Annotated in this window: 6 protein-coding genes and 1 pseudogene; 1 reads left to right on the plus strand and 6 read right to left on the minus strand. The window is 42.0% G+C overall.

Annotated elements, in window-relative coordinates:
* Nucleotides 1–469 precede the first annotated feature (469 nt).
* A pseudogene (locus AACT52_RS31225) lies at nucleotides 470–622 on the plus strand (reverse transcriptase N-terminal domain-containing protein); the annotation flags it as partial.
* On the opposite strand, the gene AACT52_RS31230 reads toward AACT52_RS31225, so the two are convergent.
* From AACT52_RS31230 to AACT52_RS31255, 6 genes are all read right to left on the minus strand, one after another.
* Entirely contained in the window at nucleotides 622–2,682 is a 2,061-nt protein-coding gene (locus AACT52_RS31230; protein ID WP_073634528.1) for an ABC transporter ATP-binding protein/permease, read from the minus strand. The pseudogene AACT52_RS31225 and the gene AACT52_RS31230 overlap by 1 nt on opposite strands.
* Nucleotides 2,683–3,084: 402 nt before the next feature.
* Nucleotides 3,085–4,263 (minus strand): 2-isopropylmalate synthase, encoded by a 1,179-nt coding sequence (locus AACT52_RS31235; RefSeq protein ID WP_073634529.1) that lies wholly within the window; start codon nucleotides 4,261–4,263, stop codon nucleotides 3,085–3,087.
* 167 nt (nucleotides 4,264–4,430) lie between these two features.
* Nucleotides 4,431–9,752 (minus strand): amino acid adenylation domain-containing protein, encoded by a 5,322-nt coding sequence (locus AACT52_RS31240; protein ID WP_445263935.1) that lies wholly within the window; start codon nucleotides 9,750–9,752, stop codon nucleotides 4,431–4,433.
* Between the two features lie 238 nt (nucleotides 9,753–9,990).
* Entirely contained in the window at nucleotides 9,991–10,608 is a 618-nt protein-coding gene (locus tag AACT52_RS31245; protein WP_073634531.1) for a Uma2 family endonuclease, read from the minus strand.
* Nucleotides 10,609–10,683: 75 nt separating this feature from the next.
* Nucleotides 10,684–18,396: a non-ribosomal peptide synthetase gene (locus tag AACT52_RS31250; RefSeq protein ID WP_073634532.1), complete on the minus strand. Its 7,713-nt coding sequence runs from the start codon at nucleotides 18,394–18,396 to the stop codon at nucleotides 10,684–10,686.
* A gap of 168 nt (nucleotides 18,397–18,564) precedes the next feature.
* Nucleotides 18,565–21,822 carry a non-ribosomal peptide synthetase gene (locus AACT52_RS31255; protein WP_073634533.1) on the minus strand — a complete coding sequence of 1,086 codons (3,258 nt, stop codon included), beginning with the start codon at nucleotides 21,820–21,822 and terminating at the stop codon, nucleotides 18,565–18,567.
* Nucleotides 21,823–21,993: the final 171 nt, after the last annotated feature.

Raw genomic sequence — 21,993 nt, forward strand, 5'->3', positions numbered from 1 at the left:
TTTCTCATTGGAAGTTGGTTTTTGTATTAATAGTTTTTGACGAGTGTTCTTGATTAATATTTGGGGTTGTTTCGATTGTTAGAAATTGACCGGAACTTCGTTTACCTGATTCTGGATTTTTTACACAAAATTAATACTTAATTAAATAAAGTCGTTCTCTTTCAACCCTGATTATGAATGTCTGTCCACACCATCTTGGATGATTGCAGATGGTAGTTTTTCACGAAATATGTTTTGCAGTATACATTGTCTCACCTTAATCAAGCAAATGCAATAGTAGTTAAAACAATTAAGTAGATAGTTAAGACAGTTAAACAGTATCTTTAGGGTGGGCAATGCCCACGATATCTAGGTTATCTCTGGGTTTTGATGAGCATTGCCCACCCTACGTCTCTTTAAAAAATATGAAGGAGGAATCCTATAGTAGTTAAAACAATTAAGTAGATAGTTAAGACAGTTAAACAGTAGAATTCCTAGTAAATTTTGGATAAATTTACCGTGGAAGAAATTGCGCCGTAACTTATTCCACCTACAAAAACGAGTGTACAAAGCACTTAAAGTTGGATACGTACAGAAAGCGCGGTCTTTACAAAAACTGATTGTAAAAAGTATGAGTAGCCGCTAAATTCTCACCCATTTCAACACCTTGCGGTCTTTGTCATAGCGGTAGGTTACGCCATCTTTAGTTGTGATGGACTTGCCCAGGCTTGCCTTGCTTCTGATGGTATTAATGGAAGTGCCTGTTAATCTCTGCATTTCCTGATGAGAAAGCCCTGAACTGGCGCTGATTTCTGATTGACTTATGGATTGATTTTCTAGTGAAACATCTATTGTCATTTGGGGGTTTTCGGGAGAATTAGAAGCTTGGACTTCTGTAATTTGAGACTTTTCGGGGGGATTAGTAATAATTTCGTTGACTCTTTGAAGGCGATAATCTTGGACAGTCAGAAGTTGCCAACTGGAATCTTGTGAAAGTTCCAGAACCCATTGATGATAATTAAACAAGCTCTCTCGATGTCCAACACTGATAAAAGTTGTTTGAGTTGATTGCAATTGTTCATATAAATTGCCTTCATTTGTCAAATCTAAAGCACTGGTTGCTTCATCTAAAATAGTAAAGCTGGGATGAGTAATTAATAATCGTGCAAAAGCCAAGCGTTGTTGTTCTCCCAGCGATAAAATATTCTCCCAAGGGACTTCTGTATCAAAGCCTTCGACTCGATTTAGCAAATTTTGTAGGTTAACTTGGTGCAAAACTTCTTCGAGTTCTGCATCGCTCATTTGACGAGTTGTATGAGGATAGAGTAACTGTTCGCGCAATGTTCCCAGAATTATATAAGGACGTTGAGGCAAAAATAAGACGGATTCTAGGGGAGGACGCACCAGACGACCAGTTCCCGCATTCCACAAACCAGCGATCGCTCTCAACAGAGAACTTTTTCCTCGTCCACTCGGTCCAACAATCAATAAACCTTCGCCTGGTTGAACAACGAGTGACAAATCTTCGACGATAACCTGTTCATAGTTTGGCGTTTGTAAGGTGACATTCTCAAAAGCCAGACGGTTTTCTTCTATTGTTTTGATGGTACTCACGTTCTCTGGCTGTTGCGTCACAGCTTTCAACGCATCGGACAACTCAGCTAAACGCTCAACATAACTGGAAAATCGTCCTGAAGTTGCAAATTCTCTGATTAATTCTGCCATAGCAGTGGCAAACAGATTACAAGCTAAACTGGCTTGGGCAATTTCTCCAAAATCAATTTCACCTCTAATCTGTAAAGGTCCGAATACGATAAATGGAAATATTTGGATAACAGCCTGATATCCTCTGTTAAAAATATCCTGAGTTATCTCCCAATTTATCTTGCGTCTAGCACTTTTAATAATATTATTAAATCTTCGTTGAATTATATTTAATTCTTGTTTTTCTCCCTGAAAAAAAGCTATTGATTCTGCATGATTCCGAACGTGAGTTAGGCTATAAGTATAATCGGCTTCAAATTCGAGTTCTTCTTGCTTAATCTTATTCAATTCTTGAGCCAAGTAAACAGCAATTAAATTGCCTATTATGGTATAACCAACCAATGCAATTGCAATCCATTGGGAAAGAGACCAGAGAATTATTAAAAAAGTGGTCATTTCCAGCACTTTTTCTAGAAAAGTAGCCGAAAAAGTGAGAGCATTTCTGGTAAGGGGTTCGATTTCTTGAGATATCCGTTGATCTGGGTTATCAACATCGGATTTAAAGTTGATTTTATAATAAGCACGATTACTCAAATATTTTTCTAAAATAGAATTATTTAGCCATTGATACCAATCAAGAGCAATTTGCTTTCTAACAAATTTAGAAAATCCTACTAAAAGCGTTACGAAGAAAAGGGCAACACCGTAAACCAATAACGTATCAACAAATTTGGTCAAATCCTTTTCTTCAGTGATAATATCGAGCAAATAGCGGTTAACAAAGCTATTAAACGCTGTTACTGCTACGAGCGCGACGATTAATAATATTAGGAGAATGAGCATTGCCCATGAACGAATCACATCTGAAAATGCTCTTCCTTGTGCCTCTGTTGGATACCAGTAAGACCCTGTGAGCGCTTTGACATTCTCCCAGAATTGATTAAAACCCGGCGAAGAATCATTTGTTGAGGTTTTATGAAGAAAAGTTGTAGATTGCATATTTTAAAAATTAGTTTAGCCTCTTAAGGTTGACTGATGGGTTTTAAGAATTCAGCACGTAGGAATCAGAAGTCATCCTTTAGAAGGAATCCAGTATGATTGGTATATTGATTTATCAAATATTCTGCTGATTCTTTAACTATTCTGAATCCTGTAAGCGTAAGCGCGTTGGAGGCGTTAGAGGATGTTTGAGAAGTATCAAATATTTTACTTGCTCCCCCCTAGCCCCTCTTAAAAAGGGGGGTAAAAGTCCCCCTTTTTAAGGGGGATTTAGGGGGATCATCGATAAATTTTGCTACAAGACGACACTTTCCAAACATCGTCTTAGTGCAGCGTCTAGTGGAGGAGATACAAAGCAGCGTGCTGTAGGGCATATTCTGAGTTCTCAATTCTTACAATAGATTATTCAAAGACACCATTTTCCCATAGCTCTAACACCTCATTGGCTGTAAAATAGCGTTCTTGTTCAGTAGCAAGAGATTTGATCACTGAGCGCATTTTCTCGTATTGTTCTCTCGGTTGAGGATTTTGCAGTTGCTTTTCAAATAGATATTGGAAATTACTGACTCCACTCCATTTGCCAAATACAACGTCTATCGTATTATAAGGAAATACTGCATAGCTTTTGGGATCAGAAAACAAAGAATTGATATGGATACCTGATTCATGGCGTTGAGCAGTTTGAGAGTAAGGGGCAGCGGGACGAACACCCAGTTGCTCAATGTAATCCGTCACGGGGGCGATCGCATCATAGTTAATCCCCTTGACTTCAATTCCGAAGCGGACTCGCAACCCGTTCAACACCTGCTCAAGGGCAACATTTCCGGCTCGTTCACCAATTCCGCAAAAAGTACCCGATACCAAAGTTGCTCCGGCTGTGACGGATTGGAGAGTATTTTCCAGAGCCAAGCCCATGTCATTGTGGTAGTGTACCCCGAAAGCTACTCCTGTGGTGGATTGGAGTAGGTCGTTAATCCAGACATAGCTCTTTTCTGGACTGAGAACTCCGACTGTATCACAGAGCATAAAGTGTTCGATATAAGGGCTGCATGAGCGGATACATTCCACTAAAAAGTCAAAATCGGCTCTTGAGGCATCTTCGGCGGCGAAGTCTACGGTGAGCCCAGCAACCGTAGTAGCATAGCGCAAATTTTCGACAATCAGATCAATAGCGTTTTGGCGAATTCTCTCGATTACTTTTGTTGGGATATTGTCATCAATGGTTTTTCCTTTAAACTCGTTCAACAAACGGATCTGAGGATCTCTGAGAAACAGCAGGCGATCAGAAAGTCCGTAGAAAAGTATGATGCGTTTAACTCCGTACATTTTGGCTTGATCGATGTACTGCTTTCCCATCATAGTAGAAGCAGTGATCAGACTATCCAATCCGTCTGATACTAATGATTTGACTAGCTCTTCTTCTTGCTCACAAACACGGGGCATGATGGCAAATCCATGAACTCCCGTTTGAGCAATCAGATGGGCAAGTTTTTGTTTAGTTGGGTTAGAGAAGAAAATGCCTACTTGTTGTTCTCCATCCCGCAGGGTTTCATCAGAAATTTTGATAGGAAGAGTTTCCATTAGTCCTTTGATCAAATTATTTTATGGTATTTCGTAATTCATAATTAAGAAAGTCAGAATAATGCACCTTTGATGATATGGTTAATGATTGTGGACAATGCTGCAAACCAGCCGCGACGCACGCGATCGCCTTTTTAATGATTGATAGTCTGGATTTGAGTGAATCTCTACTCTGTTTCATCTACCATCACTGCCTGTAATTCTGTGGCTAACATTTTTACATTGGGTTCATAAAGCATTTGACCGTGGTTACCAGGTACAGATATGATTTTGACAGGCTTTTGAGTATAAGCTTGCCATCCCCAATCCGGTAGATTGTAATCGGAAAAGGCTTGGTGTTCTTGCACAAGCATCTCATGAACTTCTTGAGCCCGGAATAAAACAATAGGGGCAGAAATTTGATGATGAGGCTGATAATTCGCGTAATTAAGCGTCAGTACTTTCATCACTTGCATATTGGTTTTCAGTAAAGAAAGGGTTGAGTGTTCTGGTAGGATATTATGTTGGTATAAATACTCTGCTGCCAGTTCCCAACGGGCTTGGTCATCGTTTTGAGCAGCTAAATCATCGTATTTCAGTCCTAAAGAAATTCCCTTTAAGGCTTCAATTCGTTGAATCGATTGCCAAATCCAATCAATATCTGCTCTATGAGTTAAGTACTGAGGGTGAGAAACCAGTCCGGCGTCAAAGATAGCCAGTAAACCCACCTTTTCACCTTGCTGTTCCAGTTGGGAAGCTATTTCAAAGGCAACAGCACAACCTGAAGAGTATCCTGCTAGTATGTATGGGCTCTTAGCTTGCTGTTGACGTAATAGCTCAATCAATTGACTTGCATGGGCTGCTACTGAGTTAGGGAGTGAGTTCAGTCCGTCTCTTCCTGGAGTTTCGAGTCCATAAACTGGTCGTTCAGTTCCTAAATTTCTGGCTAAATCTCGAAAATAGAAGCCGTGTCCGTTTGCGCCAGGAAGACAAAATAGAGGGGCTGCATCTCCGTCATGTTGGAGTGATAGTAAATCGGGATGGGATTGAACCTCGGTATGACAAAGTTGTTGTGCCAGTTGAGCAATAGTCGGGTTTTGAAATAAACTGCTTAAGGAAGGTTGTTGCCCAAACACCTGTTGAATATTATTGAGCAGTTTTACTGCTAATAAAGAATGACCGCCCAAGTCGAAAAAGTTATCATGAATGCCAATTTCTTGACGTTCGAGTACAGCAGACCATACCTGTGCTAGTTGTTTTTCAACTTCGTTGCGTGGGGCTGTATATGAGCCTTGAACCCCAAAATTGGGAGCGGGTAAAGCGCGATGGTCTACCTTGCCGCTTGGTGTTAAGGGTAGTTTGTTTAGCAAAACAAAGGTGGAGGGTATCATGTAGTCGGGCAATAGTTCCTGAAGATTAGCCCTCAATGACTGTGTTAAATTACCTGGTTTATTATTTTTTGTGTTGTCATAGTCAGCAAATAATCGTTGATAAAAGGGTGTTTGCCGGAAATTATTTTTATAGTGATAGGAGACATATTCAAAGTCAATACTTTCTCCATTCCTTTTCAGCAAACGACCTTTCATTAAATAATCTGGGTTGAGATTATTTTCGCAGAGTCTTCTGGAACAAACTGCTTGGATGACATCACCGCATTCAACCGCAATTCCTGGTTCAAACAATGGAAAATAAACAGGCAGCCAGCAATGTTCATGTTCGAGAATATCTATTTCTTCTCCGGCAATAGTATGCAAATTGAGCCACACTAAAAATCCATCCATTCGCCCATTTTTTTGAATTTCAAATTTCACTCTATGGGAGAATTCTGGACTAATATATTCATTGAAGTTCAAGTCTTCCAAAACATCCACAGTAGACAGGACATTTGCTTGAGGGAATTTCTTAAGACATACCCTTAAGTCAAATGGATATCCGACTTGCTTAAAGATTTCTTTGGTGTAATATGCGGGAAGTTCAGCAAATTTGGGCTTGTGTAATATTTCATCTGGGAGAGTAACAGCAGCCATCTTAGTCATACTTCTTCCAGGAATCATCAAACCATCAGGCTTGAGAAGTCTTCTAGCGTTATTAATAATTACTGCTGCTCCTTCAGAGCCACCAATTGCTCCCACAATTTCTGAAACGCAGACATCAGCAAGTTCTGGGAGATCAACTAAAGTTGCATCGCCATGAATAACTGTGATTTTGTCTGCTAAACCTAATTTTTCAATACAAGCTATTGCTTTGCGGCAGGTTTCTTTGTCTCTTTCAATTGCATAAATTTTCTTAGCACCCCCTTGGGCACAAAATCTAGACAAAATAGCATCTTTACCTGTGCCAATTTCAACGACTATTTTATCTAGTACCAATTGATTAATGGCGACTTTATAGCTATCGTTGCGCCGATGGTCATTGGTCATAGCATAATACAGTAATTCGTCATAAACATAGTATTCAGCTACAGATGGCCATAGTTCTACTTTGTCTGTTGATAAATTTTCTGCTACTTGGGATGATTCGAGGTTTTTCTGTTCTGGTACAACATAAGCTACTAGACGTTTATTATCCGGTTGGTCTTCTCGTGTAACTACTACTGCTTTGTGCACTCCAGATTGCTGGGACAAGACATTTTCAACTTCTCCGAGTTCTATGCGATAGCCGCGAATTTTGACCTGATGATCGATACGACCGAGAAACTCGATGCTACCGTCATTCAAGTAGCGTCCTAAATCTCCTGTTTTGTAAAGCCGGGAATACGCCTCATTGCTAAAGGGATTGGGAATAAATTTCTGTTGTGTCAATTCTGGGCGGTTGAGATAGCCTCTTGCCAATCCAACACTACCGATGTGCAACTCTCCTGGCACACCAATCGGAACTGGTTGCAAATTTTCGTCTAAGATGTAAACTTGCGTATTGGCGATCGCCTTACCAATAGATATTTTCTCGTCTTCAAGGGTGCATTTTGCAATCGTGGCACAGACACTAGCTTCTGTCGGTCCGTAAGCATTGAAGAAGTTTCTGCCAATAGACCATTGCTTGATTAATTCAGCAGAACAAGCTTCTCCGGCTACAATTATTGTTTGTAGTGCCGGAAGTTTCTCCCCAGGCATAACTGCTAACGCCGATGGTGGTAGGGTGATATGGGTAATGCAATGATTGCGTAATTGCTCAATTAATGGCTGCCCTGGCAGTAGAGAGTCTTTTGTTCCCAGGTAAAGCGTTGCACCTGACCCTAGAGCCATCAAGATTTCTGCGATGGAAGCATCAAAACTGAAGGAGGCAAACTGGAGAACGCGGCTATCAGAATGCAAGCCAAAAGTTTGGATTAGAGCTTGAGTTAAATTGCATAGTCCCTTATGCTCAACCATCACACCCTTGGGTTTACCTGTTGAACCAGATGTATAGATGACGTAAGCTAAATTCGCTGCTGTTGTTTCGGTAATCGGGTTTTCTAGACTTTGTTCGGCAATAACTGACCAGCCTGTATCTAAACAAACTACATGTACTTGATGCTCAGGTAATCCAGTTGCTAACTTTTCAGTTGTCAACAGCAGCGATACCCCCGAATCAGATAGCATGTAAGCTAAACGCTCTTGTGGGTAGGTCGGATCGAGCGGTACATATGCCCCACCAGCTTTGAGGATACCAAGTAGACCAATAATCATCTCACTAGAACGTTCAACGCAGATACCAATTAAAGTGTCTGGTTTAATGTTATGATTTTGAATCAGGTAATGAGCAAGTTGGTTCGCTTTTTCATTCAATTGTTGGTAACTTAACGTTTTTAAACCATTACTGTTCGCTGTCAAAAATTCTCTGTAGGATTCAAAACTGACAGCAATGTTATCAGGGGTTTTGGCAACTTGTTGTTCAAATAGGTCAACCAGGGTTTGATTGTGGGGATAATCGGTTTGAGTTTTACTCCAGCGTTGTATTTGCAGAAGTTCGGCAGCTGTCATTAAAGGCAGAGTATTAATAGGTTGGTTTGAGTTACCAACAATTCCCTTAAGCAGAACTTCAAAGCGTTCCGCCATCCGTTGTATAGTACTCTTCTCAAACAGATCGGTAGCGTATTCCCAAGAGCAATTTAACTGGTTGTCATATTCCATCACCATCAGTGTTAAGTCAAACTTAGCGATCGCATGACTTAATCCGAGCCATTGAATCTCTAGTCCTGGCAAACTCAGGTCGGGACTTTCATTATTTTCCAGCGTGAACATGACCTGAAATAAGGGATTATGACTCATGCTGCGTTCTGGTTGTAACTTTTCTACCAGAAGCTCAAACGGGATGTCTTGATGACCATAGGCATCTAAACAAGTTTGGCGACTTTGTTGCAGGAACTCGATAAAACTTTGCTCAGGTTTGATTTGAGTACGCAACACAAGGGTATTGACAAAAAAGCCGATTAACCCTTCAGTCTGGCTATGGGTGCGGTTAGCAATCGGAGAACCAATACACAAATCGTTTTGGCGACTGTAACGAGAAAGTAAAATACTCAAAGCCGCCAACAAGGTCATAAACAGGCTTGCCCCTTGTTGTTGACTGAAGGTTTTAACAGCAGTGCTTAATTCTGGCGTGAGAGAGTAAAAATAGCGATCGCCTCGGTAGCTTTGCTGTGCTGGGCGAGGATAATCGGTAGGCAACTCCAGTAATGGGGAAGCATCCTTGAGTTGATGTTTCCAATAGTTGATCTGGTTTTCTAATACCTCCCCCTGTAACCAGTTTCGTTGCCAGTTTGCATAGTCACTGTATTGAATGGGTAAGGGAGCCAGGTTTGGGGTTTGACGTTGGGCAAAGGCGGTATAAGCTTGCCGTAACTCACGGACAAACACCCCGATTGACCAGCCGTCACTGATAATGTGGTGCATATTAATGAGCAACACATATTTCTGCTCCTTGAATTGCAGCAGTTTCGCTTTAAACAAGGGACCAGTATTTAAGTCAAACGGTTCTTGAGCATCAGCATCGATTAAACGCTGGAGGGTTGGGGATTGGGGATTGGGGGCTGGGGATTGGGAAAGAGTTTCTTGATTCCCAGTCCCTAATTCAAAGTTTCGGCAGTCTTGTATAGTGAGAACTTCGATGTCGTCTAAATTTTGGATAATAACCTGAGGATGTCCCGCCACTGTAGGAAAATACATCCGGAGACTGGCATGACGGTTAAGCAGATAAGCCAAACTAGAGCGCAAAGCATCAATATTTAGGTTGCCTTCCAATTGTAAAGCCATCGGCATATTGTAAGTAGCTGACGGCCCTTGGAGTTGTGCTAACAGCCACAGGCGTTGTTGAGCAAAGGAAAGAAGCTTGGGGGTATCATCTGTTAAAGTGGGAATTTCCTCTGCCATGACAGTTTTGGCTTTGGCAGCATTTAAGAATGCTAATATATCTGCTTTGTTGGTTTGAATTTCCTGCTTAAGTTCAGAAGTGAGAGCGTTTTTACTAGTACGAATCCGTAACTTATCATCTTCAGCCCAAATTCGGCAGCCCATGTTCTGTAAACGAAGCATTAAAGAAACTATTTGCTTATTTTTTGTCATAATATTTAGTCGGACACAATCAAAGTTAACTGTTGATAACAATAATACTAATTCTCCATGAAAATGCACTTAATATTAAAAAATGAACCGCCAAGTACGCCAAGTACGCCAAGGAAGAGAGAGGTAATTATTTAGTGCAAGTTTACAGAGAATTGGTAGAAGTAATTTTTAACAGTAAATAGTAAGGTTTTCAAAGTTTTTACCATTTTTAACCCAGTTCTGGTTTATGGGCGTCGGCGTAGCCCGTCGTGGACATCGCTTCCAATTCTACATCCTGGTAAAGGTCGGTAAAAGGAGCGGTTAGGTTAATGCTTTGGAGTTCAAAGGTTTGGTCATCGGGTGTATAAGTTTGTAGCACCCATAGTCCTTGCTTATTACGGCGAAAAGTTTCAACTCGATGGTGTTTTGTGTTAACTAAAACGTATTCTTCTAAGGTGTCAAGAGTTTGATAGTCATTGAACTTGTCACCTCTGTTAAAGGCTTCTGTGGACTCGGATAAAACTTCAATAATAAGTTTAGGAAAACTTTTATAAGTGGAAGTTTCTCGGTCTTTAGGGTTGTAGGTGACGATGATATCAGGGTAATAAAAGCGGTTACGTCTTTCAAGACGGGCTTTAATATCGGCAAAGTAAACTCGACAGTCTGACCCTCGCAAGTGGTTACGAATCAATAAAGCGAGGTTTAGGGCAATGGTGTTATGGGTGTCAGTTGTTCCCGCCATTGCGTAAACTTGACCATCAATATATTCGTGCTTGATGTTGCTTTTTTCTTCTAGTTGCAGGTATGCTTCAGGAGTAAGAAAAGTGGAATCAGATAGGGCAATCATAGGTTAAGTTTCTGATTAAACGATAAAATTTACTTGAGGACGTGTTTTCAACTGTTGTAGTTTAAGGGTTGTAATTTAAAGTTCAATTTCCTCTTCGTCTGAGTTGAGAGGCTGCATACTTTCGTCAATGGAATTAACCCAAATGCAGGTATCAAGGTAATTCGCCAATTCATTAAGGGTGGGGAATTCAAATATCTTCCGCAGGGGCAATTCCACTTTGAATTTATCACGGATGCGGGCAATCAGTTGGGTGGCTAATAGGGAATGACCTCCTAAATTGAAGAAGTTGTCTTGTCGGGCTATGACTTCATATTTAAGCAGCTTTGCCCATAGTTGAGCCAGCAATTTTTCTGTTTCTGTTACAGGTAATTCGATGTCTTTTGCTGCAACTGCCGTATCTGGTGCTCTTAATGCTTTGCGGTCTACTTTTCCATTCGGCGTCAGTGGTAGTTTTTCTAAGACAGTGAAATGGTTAGGAATCATATATTCGGGGAGATTTTTTTTCAGAAAATCTCGCCATTCGGCTAATAACTCTGGATCAACTTGAGGAGTGCGATATTGCAACGGTTGATTTGCGTAATGTTGCCAAGGTTTCAGGCGCAGATGGTTTGTTGTTGCAAATCGTGGTAGTGTCACCTGTCCGGGGATATTTCTTTGAAAAACAACATCGTAACAGGCAAATTCTGTAGAACTATATTGTATGAAAGGCGTATAGGGCAAATCTTGCGCTAAAGTTCGGAAGGCTTCAGGTTCTATCCCTAATTTGGCTTGTGCAACTGCTGCTTTCAAGTCTGAAACAGTACCATCTAATTGAGCAATTTGTTCTAACAACACCATTTCGGAAGTCAGACGCGCATTAGGAATATCTTTAATGCCTAGCAAATCCGGTTGCTGAGTTGTTAAAATTCTCTCGATTGTTTCCAGATTCAACTGTTGCGCTTGCCAATCTAACCATTCAGGTTCCGCGACGGGAGTATTTGTCTGATCCAAATGTAAAACAACGTCATAACGAAAACGGCTCATCTCCGTCTGAGCATAACCCCGTTTTAATTGAATCTGCACATGACTAATCCGAGGAAATCTTTGTTTGAGGGCGATAAAGAAATCAGGATCAATCAGTAATTCACCTTCGGTGCGGATGCTTTTTTGAATCTGTTGACGCAAATCCTTGATTGATAAGTCATCGGGGGCGCGATAAAATTCAACTGCGGTGTGGAAAGCTTCCAGCAGATGGAGATTTCGCACATCTCCAATAAAGATTGCTCCCTGCGTAGTCACAGCTTTGACAGCCCCCTCCAAAACTTGCAAAAAGTAATCCAAGGAGGGAAAATACTGGATGACAGAATTCATGATCACCAAGTCATAAGCACCCGTTTCAATGCCGTCAAACTCGTGAGCTGCACTGGCTTTTAAGGTAATGTCATCAAGAAACTGTCGTTTGAGATGTTGTTCAATATACTGCAATGCGCCCGGTGAAAAATCTGTCCCTAGATAATGCTGAGTATGAGGTGCAATTTTAAACAATAACATTCCCGTGCCGCAACCAATTTCCCAAACTCGTTTTGGTTCAAGTTCCAGAATTTGGTCAACTATTGTATCTCTCCATTCTTGCATCGCTGCTTTGGGATACGGTTGTCCCGTATATCTGTCATTCCAGCCAGCTAGATTGAGAGTTGGATCGTCTGGTGAATTAGGGTTGTCGGAGTAAGTATCATTAAATACTTGCTGCCACAAATCTACCTGTTGACCTTGGAGATTGTCATCCTCTATTGGTGTTGGGACAATATATGCCACTAGACGTTGATCAAAATCAGTGTCCTCCCGTACAATGACAACTGCTTCCTTAATTTTTGGATGTTTGACTAATGACGCTTCAATTTCACCTAATTCAATCCGAAAACCACGAAGTTTAACTTGATGATCGATGCGACCTAAGTATTGCAGATTGCCGTCAGGTAGCCAACGAGCTAAATCGCCAGTTTTATAAATCCGCTCAGTTTGGTTGAACAAGTTGAGGTGAATGAATTTTTCAGCGCTTAGATCGGGACGATTCAAATAGCCCTGTGCTAAACCTGCACCTGCAATGCACAGTTCCCCAGGAATACCAGGAGGAAGGGGTTGGTTGTAGCTATCTAGAATATAAGTGCGGGTGTTGGCGATCGCCTTACCGATAGTTGGTTCATGCTGAGCATTTTTGGCAACTTTTGTAAAAGTCGAGTAAGTTGTGTCTTCAGAAGGACCATAGAGATTATAAACTTCTGTCACAGATGTGGATTGATATAAAGCCTGTACCAAACTATTTTTTAATGGTTCGCCAGCTAAATTGATAACTTGAACACTTGCCGGAATAGCATTCATATTGAGCAGTTCAGCAGCAGCACTTGGTACAGTATTAATCAACGTAATCGGTACAATACTTTTACGTGCTTGCTCAATGTAGAGTGCATTTTCAACCACAATGACACTACCACCTTGAGTCAGGGGGACAAAAATTTCAAAGATGGAGAGGTCGAAACAAATTGAGGTTGATGTTAACACACCTGCAAGCTGTTCTGCGCTAAAGACTGAATGCGCCCACTTGAGCAGAACTACCGGACTATAGTGTGCAATGGCAACACCTTTAGGTCGCCCTGTGGAACCAGAAGTATAAATGACATAAGCTAAATCATCAGGGCTACTTTGTAAGTTGGGATTGTCCGTTGACTGATTAGCTGATGTTTCTTGCTCCAGAAACACGACTTGACAGGAATTTTGCAGTTTTTCTAGAGGAAGTTGCTTTTTAATAGATTTTGTTGTTAGTAATACAGAGGCATTACTATCTTCGAGCATTAAATGAATGCGTTCTTGAGGATAACTCGGATCAATCGGCACATAAGCTCCACCTGCTTTGAGGATAGCAAAGATACCGATGACCATTTCCAGTGTTCGCTCTACGCAAATCGCCATCAATGGGTTGTTAGGTAACTGTTGCTCTTTTTTGAGTTGCAACAGGTAGTGGGCAAGCACATTAGCTTTTTGGTTTAGTTCTTGATAACTCAGGCTACAATCTTCAAACACCACTGCAATGTTATCAGGCGTTTTTGCTACCTGTTGTTCAAACAGAGTCACCAGAGTCTGGTCTTTGTTGTTGATACCGGTTTGATTCCAAACTTGCAGTTGTTGGATTTCTGCTGTTGTGATTAAGGGTAGAGTACTGATGGGCTGTTGGGGATGTTGGGCAATGGCTTCGAGCAAAACCTCCAAGTGTCTTGCCATGCGCCTAATCGTTTCAGCCTCAAATAAATCGGTGGCATATTCCCACATACAGTGCAGTTGGTCGCCCCTTTCGCAAAGATACAGTGTCAAATCAAACTTGGCAAATGGATAACTTTGCTCCAAGTATTGAATATTAAGCCCTGGTAAATTAACATTCGTCCCCGCACTTTCCGTGTTTTGCAACACCATCATGACTTGGAATAAGGGGTTATGGCTCAGACTGCGTTCTGGTTGTAACTGTTCTACCAAATACTCAAAGGGAATATCTTGATGAGCATAAGCATCTAAGCAAGTGTGGCGGGTTTGTTGGAGTAACTCGCTAAAGCTTTGCTCTGGCTTGATTTTGCTACGCAATACCAAGGTATTGACAAAAAAGCCGATTAACCCTTCTGTATAGCTATGGGTGCGGTTAGCAATGGAAGAACCAATACATGAGTCGTCTTGCCGACTGTAACGAGATAGTAAAATACTAAAAGCCGTCAACAGGGTCATAAACAAACTTACCCCCTGTTCTTGACTCAGCGCTTTGAGCAATGAAGTTAGTTTATTGCTTAAACAGTATTCTTCTTGGGCACCTCGGTAACTTTGCAAAGCGGGACGAGGATGGTCAGTGGGTAACTCCAGCAACGGGGGAGCATCGCTGAGTTGTTGTTTCCAGTAATTTTCCTGGTTTGCTAAAATATCCCCTTGTAACCAACTGCGCTGCCAAGCTGCATAATCACTATACTGAATTGGTAACTCTTGCCAATTTGGAGCTTGACCTTGAGCGAAAGCACAGTAAGCTTGTTGCCATTCCCGCTTAAATACACCCATTGACCAGCCGTCGCTGATAATGTGGTGCATATTAATAAGCAACACATATTTCTGCTGTGTAAGTTGCAGCAGTTTTGCTTTGAACACCGGACCAGCATTTAAGTCAAAGGGTTCTTGGGCATGGCTATCAGCTAACCGTTGTACCGTTTCTGCTTGAGTGTGGGGATCGAGTTCCTGTAAGTCTGCAATCGCCAACACTTCTATATCCTCTGGATTTTGGACGACGACTTGCGGCTCTCCCTCCAAGACTGGAAAATATGTGCGTAAACTAGCATGGCGTTTGAGCAAATACGCGAAACTTGCACGCAACGCCTCTATATTCAAATTGCCCTCAAGTTGCAGAGCCATTGGCATATTGTACGTAGCCGAGGTTCCTGTCCCTTCAAGTTGGGCTAAAAACCAGAGTCTTGATTGGGCAAAGGACATTTTAGGAGCATTTTCAGGTTGTGATGCGATGGGAGGTAAGGTAAGCCCGGAAGCGGCTTTGTCAATTTCTGTTGCCAACTCAGACAAAATGCTCTGCTCAAATACCTTGCGGACAGGCAATTCTACGCCAAAACTGTCACGAATACGGGCAACCAATTGGGTAGCTAATAGAGAATGTCCACCCAGTTCAAAGAAGTTGTCAGGGCGACCAACAGATTTCACTTTTAAAAGAACCTGCCATAAACTAGCCAGCAGTTCTTCTGTTGGAGTCACTGGCATTTCCCAATCAGTGGAGGTAGCTATATCTGCTGCTGGTAGACATTGCCGATCTAGTTTACCGTTAGGGGTAAGAGGCAACCTATCCAATACCATAATCTGGCTAGGAACCATATAATTCGGCAGGCGAGTTTTGAGGTAATCCTTGAGTTGACCCCCTAAATTGACAGATTTTTCCGCCGCCGTGACATATGCCACTAACCTAGGACTATTATCAGGTTCATATAAAATGACGACAGCTTCTTTAACTGATGGATGATGTAATAATAGCGATTCAATTTCACCCAATTCGATGCGGAAGCCCCGCAGTTTTACTTGGTTGTCAATCCGTCCTAGGTATTCTAAGTTACCATCTGGCAACCATCTTGCCAGGTCGCCAGTTTTGTAAATTCGCTCAGTTTTACCGAATAATTCAACACATATGAATTTTTCGGCGGTAGTTTCAGGACGATTGAGATAGCCTCGTGCTAATCCAACGCCAGCAATGCACAATTCTCCAGGAATGCCAGGGGGTAATGGTTGATTGTATGCATCTAAAATGTAGATGCGGATGTTCGGCAAAGGTTGACCGATGGGTGGTTTTTTCCCATTGGGTTGAACTAGAGCGATCGCAGCATTCACCGTAGATTCCGTGGGTCCGTAGCAATTGAAGAAACGCCGTCCTGTTGCCCATTGTGTCACTAATTCGGCTGAGCAAGCTTCACCACCAACGGTTAAGCATTGCAAATCGCTTAAGGTTGCTTGAGGTAAGACAGATAACGCCGAAGGAGATAAAAAGCTATGGGTAATTTTATGCTGGACTAAGAAGTCAACCAAGATTTGACTGGGTAACAAAGTGTCTTTGTTGGCAAGATACAAGCAAGCACCAGTCACGAAGGTAGTAGCAATTTCTGCAATAGACAAATCAAAACTAAAAGAACCAAACTGAAGCAATCGGCTTTGGGGTTGAACTTGAAAAGTTTTCGCCCAAGCCAAGCTGAGATTGACAATTGCTTGATGCGAAATCATTACCCCTTTCGGTCGTCCTGTCGAACCAGAAGTATAGATGACGTAAGCTAAATCATCAGGTGTACTTTTTGGACTGGGATTATCTGTTGATTCTTCGGCAAAAGTTTCCTTATCCAAACAAATGACTTGAGGTGAGTGTTTCAAGTTCGCGCCAAGTAATTCATCCTTGAGGAAACTTTGGGTCAGCAACACCGATGTCCCAGAATCTTCCAACATGAAGCCAATCCGTTCTTTGGGATAATTGGGGTCAATCGGCACATAAGCCCCACCTACTTTGAGGATACTGAGTACACCAATAATCATCTCAAGGGAACGTTCAACGCAGATACCAATTAAGGTGTCTGGCTTAATTTGGTGATTTTGAATGAGATAATGAGCGAGTTGGTTTGCTTTTTGATTCAGTTGCTGGTAAGTAAGTCGGTGGGATTCAAACACCAAAGCGAGATGTTCAGGGTTTTTGGCAACTTGAGCTTCAAACAGGTCAACTAGAGTTTTATCCTGGGGATAATCAGTTTGAGTTTGATTCCAGATTTGCAGTTGCTGATGTTCACCTTGTGTAAGCAACGGTAAAGAATGAATAGGTTGTTGAGGGTTAGCAACAATTCCCTCAAGCAGAACTTCAAAATGTCCCGCCATCCGTTGAATGGTTTTAGCTTCAAACAAGTCTGTTGCATATTCCCATTCTCCTATCAATCCCTGGGGCGTTTCTCGAAAAATCAGCGACAAATCAAACAGAGTCGTCGTGTTTTCCCACTCAAAACGGGTAACAGTTAATCCATTGATTTCAAGTTGCTGCTGAGTTTGATTTTGCAAGCCAAAAGCTACTTGAAATAAGGGATGATGAGAAAGCGATCGCTCTAAGCCTAATTCATCGACTAGTTTCTCAAAAGGTAAGTCTTGATGGTCATAAGCATCCAAGGTGACTTGCTTCACCCGGTTGAGTAATTCTAAGAAACTTGGATTCCCTTGCAGGTTGGTACGCAAAGCTAGGGTATTGACAAAAAAGCCAATCAGTGGTTCTATTTCACGACGGTTACGATTGGCGATCGCAGAACCAACGACAATATCCTCTTGTCCACTGTAGCGCGACAGTAAGAGCGTAAATGCTGCAAGTATTGTCATAAACAGCGTGGTTCCTGACTCCTGACTCAAGCGCTTCAACTTCTGTGTTAAATCTTGATTGAGTTTCAAAAACTCGCTACGCCCCCTGAAACTTTGAACTGAAGGGCGGGGTTTATCTGTGGGTAATTCTAACAGGGGCGGGACTGCGGCTAATTGTTTTTGCCAGTAATTGAGTTGGGTTTGGAGAACCTCTCCCTGTAGCCATTGTCTTTGCCAGTGGGCGAAATCGGCATATTGTAGCGATAATTCCGCTAAGGGAGACGCTTGTCCAACGCAAAATGCGGTATACAGGGTGAACAATTCATGGCGGAATATGTCCATTGACCAACCATCACAAACGATATGATGGATGACGAGCAATAGCAGATGGGATTGGTCAGCCAGTTGTAATAACTTTACCCGCAACAAAGGTGGATTTGATAAATCAAAAGGCTGTTGCAATTCTTCTGTGGCTAACTGCTGTGCTTTCCGTAACTGGTTTTCTTTTGTCAATTGTCGCCAGTCTAGCAGTTGTATTGTCTGCTCGGGATGAGCGTGAATCACCTGTATCGGCGATTCATTGACAACTGCGAAGGTGGTGCGTAACACTTCATGACGTTGAACAATTTCTCTAATAGTTTGTTCTAAAGCAGCTTTATTAAGAAATCCGTTAAGTAGCAAGAAAAACGGGACATTGTAGACGCAATTTTCGCCTTCTAGTTGGTCGAGAAACCACAGTCTTTGTTGGGCAAAGGAGAGGGGAAGGGGTTGTTCCCGCGATACGGGTGTTAGGGGTGGAGTGAACCTGCTATTATTTTGTGGAGATTGCTGTTGCTTTTTCAGTTTTTGTAGGACTAATTCTCGCTTTTCTGGCGAAAGATTTTGAAGACGTTTTAGTATATCGCTCATAATCGTTAGTTTTTTTAATTAATAGAATTGGTAACTGATTTAATCTTAGGAATGACCAAAAATGCCAAAAAGCTTAATTTATCGTAGACGCGCAGCGGCGTGCCGGAGGCTACCGCCAAGACGCCAAGAACGCCAAGAATTGGTAGAGTGTGTGTCAGTCTTAAATCTTTAAAAAAGTAGTTGCTGGGTTACTTCTTCCTCTGATAACTGATCGACTTCTCCTAAAATCTGTGATAGGGCATCATTTTCTGCTTGTTCAATCTGTTGAGTAATCAGTTTTTGGGCAAGTTCAGCAATGGTTGGATTTTCAAACAGATAACGCAGAGGAAAATCTAGAGAAAAGGCCTCTCTTAATCGAGAAACGACTTGGGTTGCGAGTAAAGAATGTCCACCCAACTCGAAAAAGTTATCGTGAATTCCAACCTGTTTTAATCTGAGAACTTCAGTCCAAATTGTGGCTAATTCTTGTTCGGTAGACGTGCGAGGAGCAACAAAATCAACGTCTAAGCTTCTTTGGGAAGCATCTGGAGCAGGCAAAGCACGGCGATTTATCTTACCATTAGGAGTTAGAGGGAATTCCTCAAGAAATACGAAAGCGGCGGGAATCATGTAGTCAGGTAGCTTTTTCTTGAAGAAGTTTCGCAGAGTGCTAGCAGTTGGTGGGTTATCCTTGGTCAGGAGATAGGCAACTAAATACTTATTTCCAGGTTCATCTTCCCGCGCAATGACTACGACTTGCTTTATACCTGGCTGTTGAATTAAAACTGCCTCAATTTCTTCTAATTCGATGCGAAAACCCCGAATCTTAACTTGTGTATCAATTCGACCTAGAAATTCCAGATTCCCATCAGGGAGACGGCGGACTAAATCTCCGGTTTTGTAAAGTGTTTCACCCTCAACAAAAGGATTAGGAATAAATCTTTCACGGGTTAATGTTGGTTGATTTAAGTAACCTCTAGCAACACTCGCCCCACCCACATAAAGTTCCCCAGGAATCTCAAGAGGAACCCTGTGTAAATCTCCATCTAGTAAGTAAACTTTTCTGTCGCCGATGGGTTTTCCGATGGGAATTGAATGGACATTTTGAGCAAGTTCTTTAGGAATCGGGTAACAAGAGGTAAAAACTGTACATTCCGAAGGACCATAAGCATGAATAATTTGGGTTCCAGGTAATAGTTCTAAGGCACGACGAACATGAGGTATAGAAACGGATTCTCCCCCAAACAGTAGTTGTTTAACTCCTGACAAACCTTCAGGCATCGTGTCAATCATGAGATTGAATAAAGCCGTAGTCAGAAACAGGGTGTTAACCTCCTGTTCTTGGATAATGCGGCTTAAGCTTTCAGGTGTAGGAATTTTGTCTGGGTAAAGCACACAACGCCCCCCGTAAAGCAAGGGCGTCCAAAGTTCTAGGGTTAGTGCATCCCAGGAAATTGATGAATGTTGTAGCCAAATTTGGTTTGCATCAAGTTGAATGTAATCAACCCCAAACATAAAACCAATAATGCTACGGTGGGGAACTTCTGTTCCTTTTGGTGTTCCCGTTGAGCCAGAGGTATATATGATATAAGCTAAATTTTCTGGATTAACTTCGCTCGATAAATTGTCTTCTTTGTATTGGGCAATTGTTTCCCAATCTGAGTCAAGATTCACCACAGTTTGATTGTGGATAGGAAGGCGATGGGCGAAGCCCCGCCGGGTACGGCGATCGCACAAGTGAGTTTGCGTTAGTAAGATGGGTGCCTGTACATCTCCTAACATAAACTCTAGTCTTTCGGTAGGATAAGCGGGATCTAGAGGAACATAAGCGCCACCTGCTTTGAGGATAGCGAGTATTCCTATCACCATTAAAGGCGTTCGCTCGACACAAATTCCCACCCGTACTTCGGGTTTAACTCCCAGCACTTGTAGGTAATGGGCTAATTGATTGGCGCGGTTATTCAACTCTCGATAACTTAAATGTTCCTTTTCATATACAAGTGCTAATGCATCAGGGGTTTTTTCTACTTGTTGCTCAAATAAATTATGAATACATTTATAATGAATAGAATCTATATTTTGTTGATTCTCTTGCAGAATTAATTGTTCTTGTTCCGCTGCACTAAGCAGAGATAATTGGGAAATATCTTGTTGTAGATTGGCTGCCATTCCTTCTAGTAATGTTTGGAAATGTCCAATCATGCGGGCAATTGTCTGTTCCTCGAAACGACTGGTATCATAGACAATCCTGCCAGACAATTGCGATTCAGGATTCACCACTACTGTTATAGGATAATTCGTCCGTTCAAAACAACGAAGATGACTAATTTCTAAAGTTTTTTTGCTTTCCTGTTCAGCAGAATCCAGCGGATAATTCTCAAATACTAAAAGGCTCTCGAACAGTGGCATTCCTGGGGGAACATCACTTAGGCGCTGAATTTCTGCCAGGGAGTAGTACGCATACTGTTCCTGTTCAAATGCTTGGTTTTGTAAATGCTTGAGCCAGGATAACAATTCTGTCTTGGCTGTAACTTGTACCCGTATGGGGAGGGTGTTGATCAATAGCCCAACCATTGAATCCACTCCTGCCAAGTTCGGTGGGCGGCCGGATACAGTTGCACCAAAGACCACATCGCTTTCCCCGTTGTAGCGCGAAAGGAGTAACGCCCATGCTCCTTGCACCAAATTATTCAAGGTTAAATGATGCTGTCGCGCCGCATATTGCAGCTTCTCAGTTACAGATTGAGATAATTGGAAAGCTTGCTCATCGTATCTTCCTTGTTCCCTGTCCCCTGTCCCCTGTCCCCTGTTCCCTCCTAAAGAGGTAGGAGCCTCAAATCCCTGGAGAGTTTGTTGCCAAAAGTTTTTTGCCTGAGCAATATCCTTTTGTTGTAACCAATCAATATACTCTCGATAAGGGCGAGAGGGAAGCAGGCGTAAATGTTCGCCTCGATGATTAGCTTCATAGAAAGCTAAAACTTCTTTCAGGACAATCTGCATTGACCAACCATCAAAGAGAATATGATGATGGCTCCATATAAATTGGTAAGTTTGTTCCTCTAGGTGGATGACAGTGAAGCGCATTAAGGGAGCAACATCCAGTTCAAACCCTTTTTGGCGATCGCCTTCCAAAAAATCCTCTAGATGCTGTTGTTGTTCATCGGCTGTTAAATGACGCCAATCCAGTTCCACCCAGGGAAGTTCCACTTGCTTACTCACCATTTGCAAGGGCTTTTCTATCTCTTCCCAATAAAAAGAACTGCGTAAAACTGGGTGTCGTGCAACAACCTGCTGCCAAGCCTGCACAAATGCAGGAAAATTCAATTCCCCAGAGAGGGTGCAAAGCAATTGCTCGAAATAAAGTTCTGATTCTGGCGCATAAAGGGTATGAAAGAGCATACCCTGTTGCATGGGCGAAAGTTCATAAAGGTCTTCGATATTCTTCACTAAACTACCTCTGGTTTGGGGATTGGGGATTGGGGATTGGGGACTGGGGATTAGGGATTGGGAAAGAGATATAGCGCAATTCAATTGAGTGAAGTACAAATACAGCAGATTGCAAGTTCGTGAAGTACAGAGGTACCCCACCCGCGCTGTCGCGCACCCTCCCCGATGCCT

The organism is Scytonema sp. HK-05 (genome assembly GCF_963872035.1).
Taxonomy (GTDB): Bacteria; Cyanobacteriota; Cyanobacteriia; order Cyanobacteriales; family Nostocaceae; genus Kalymmatonema.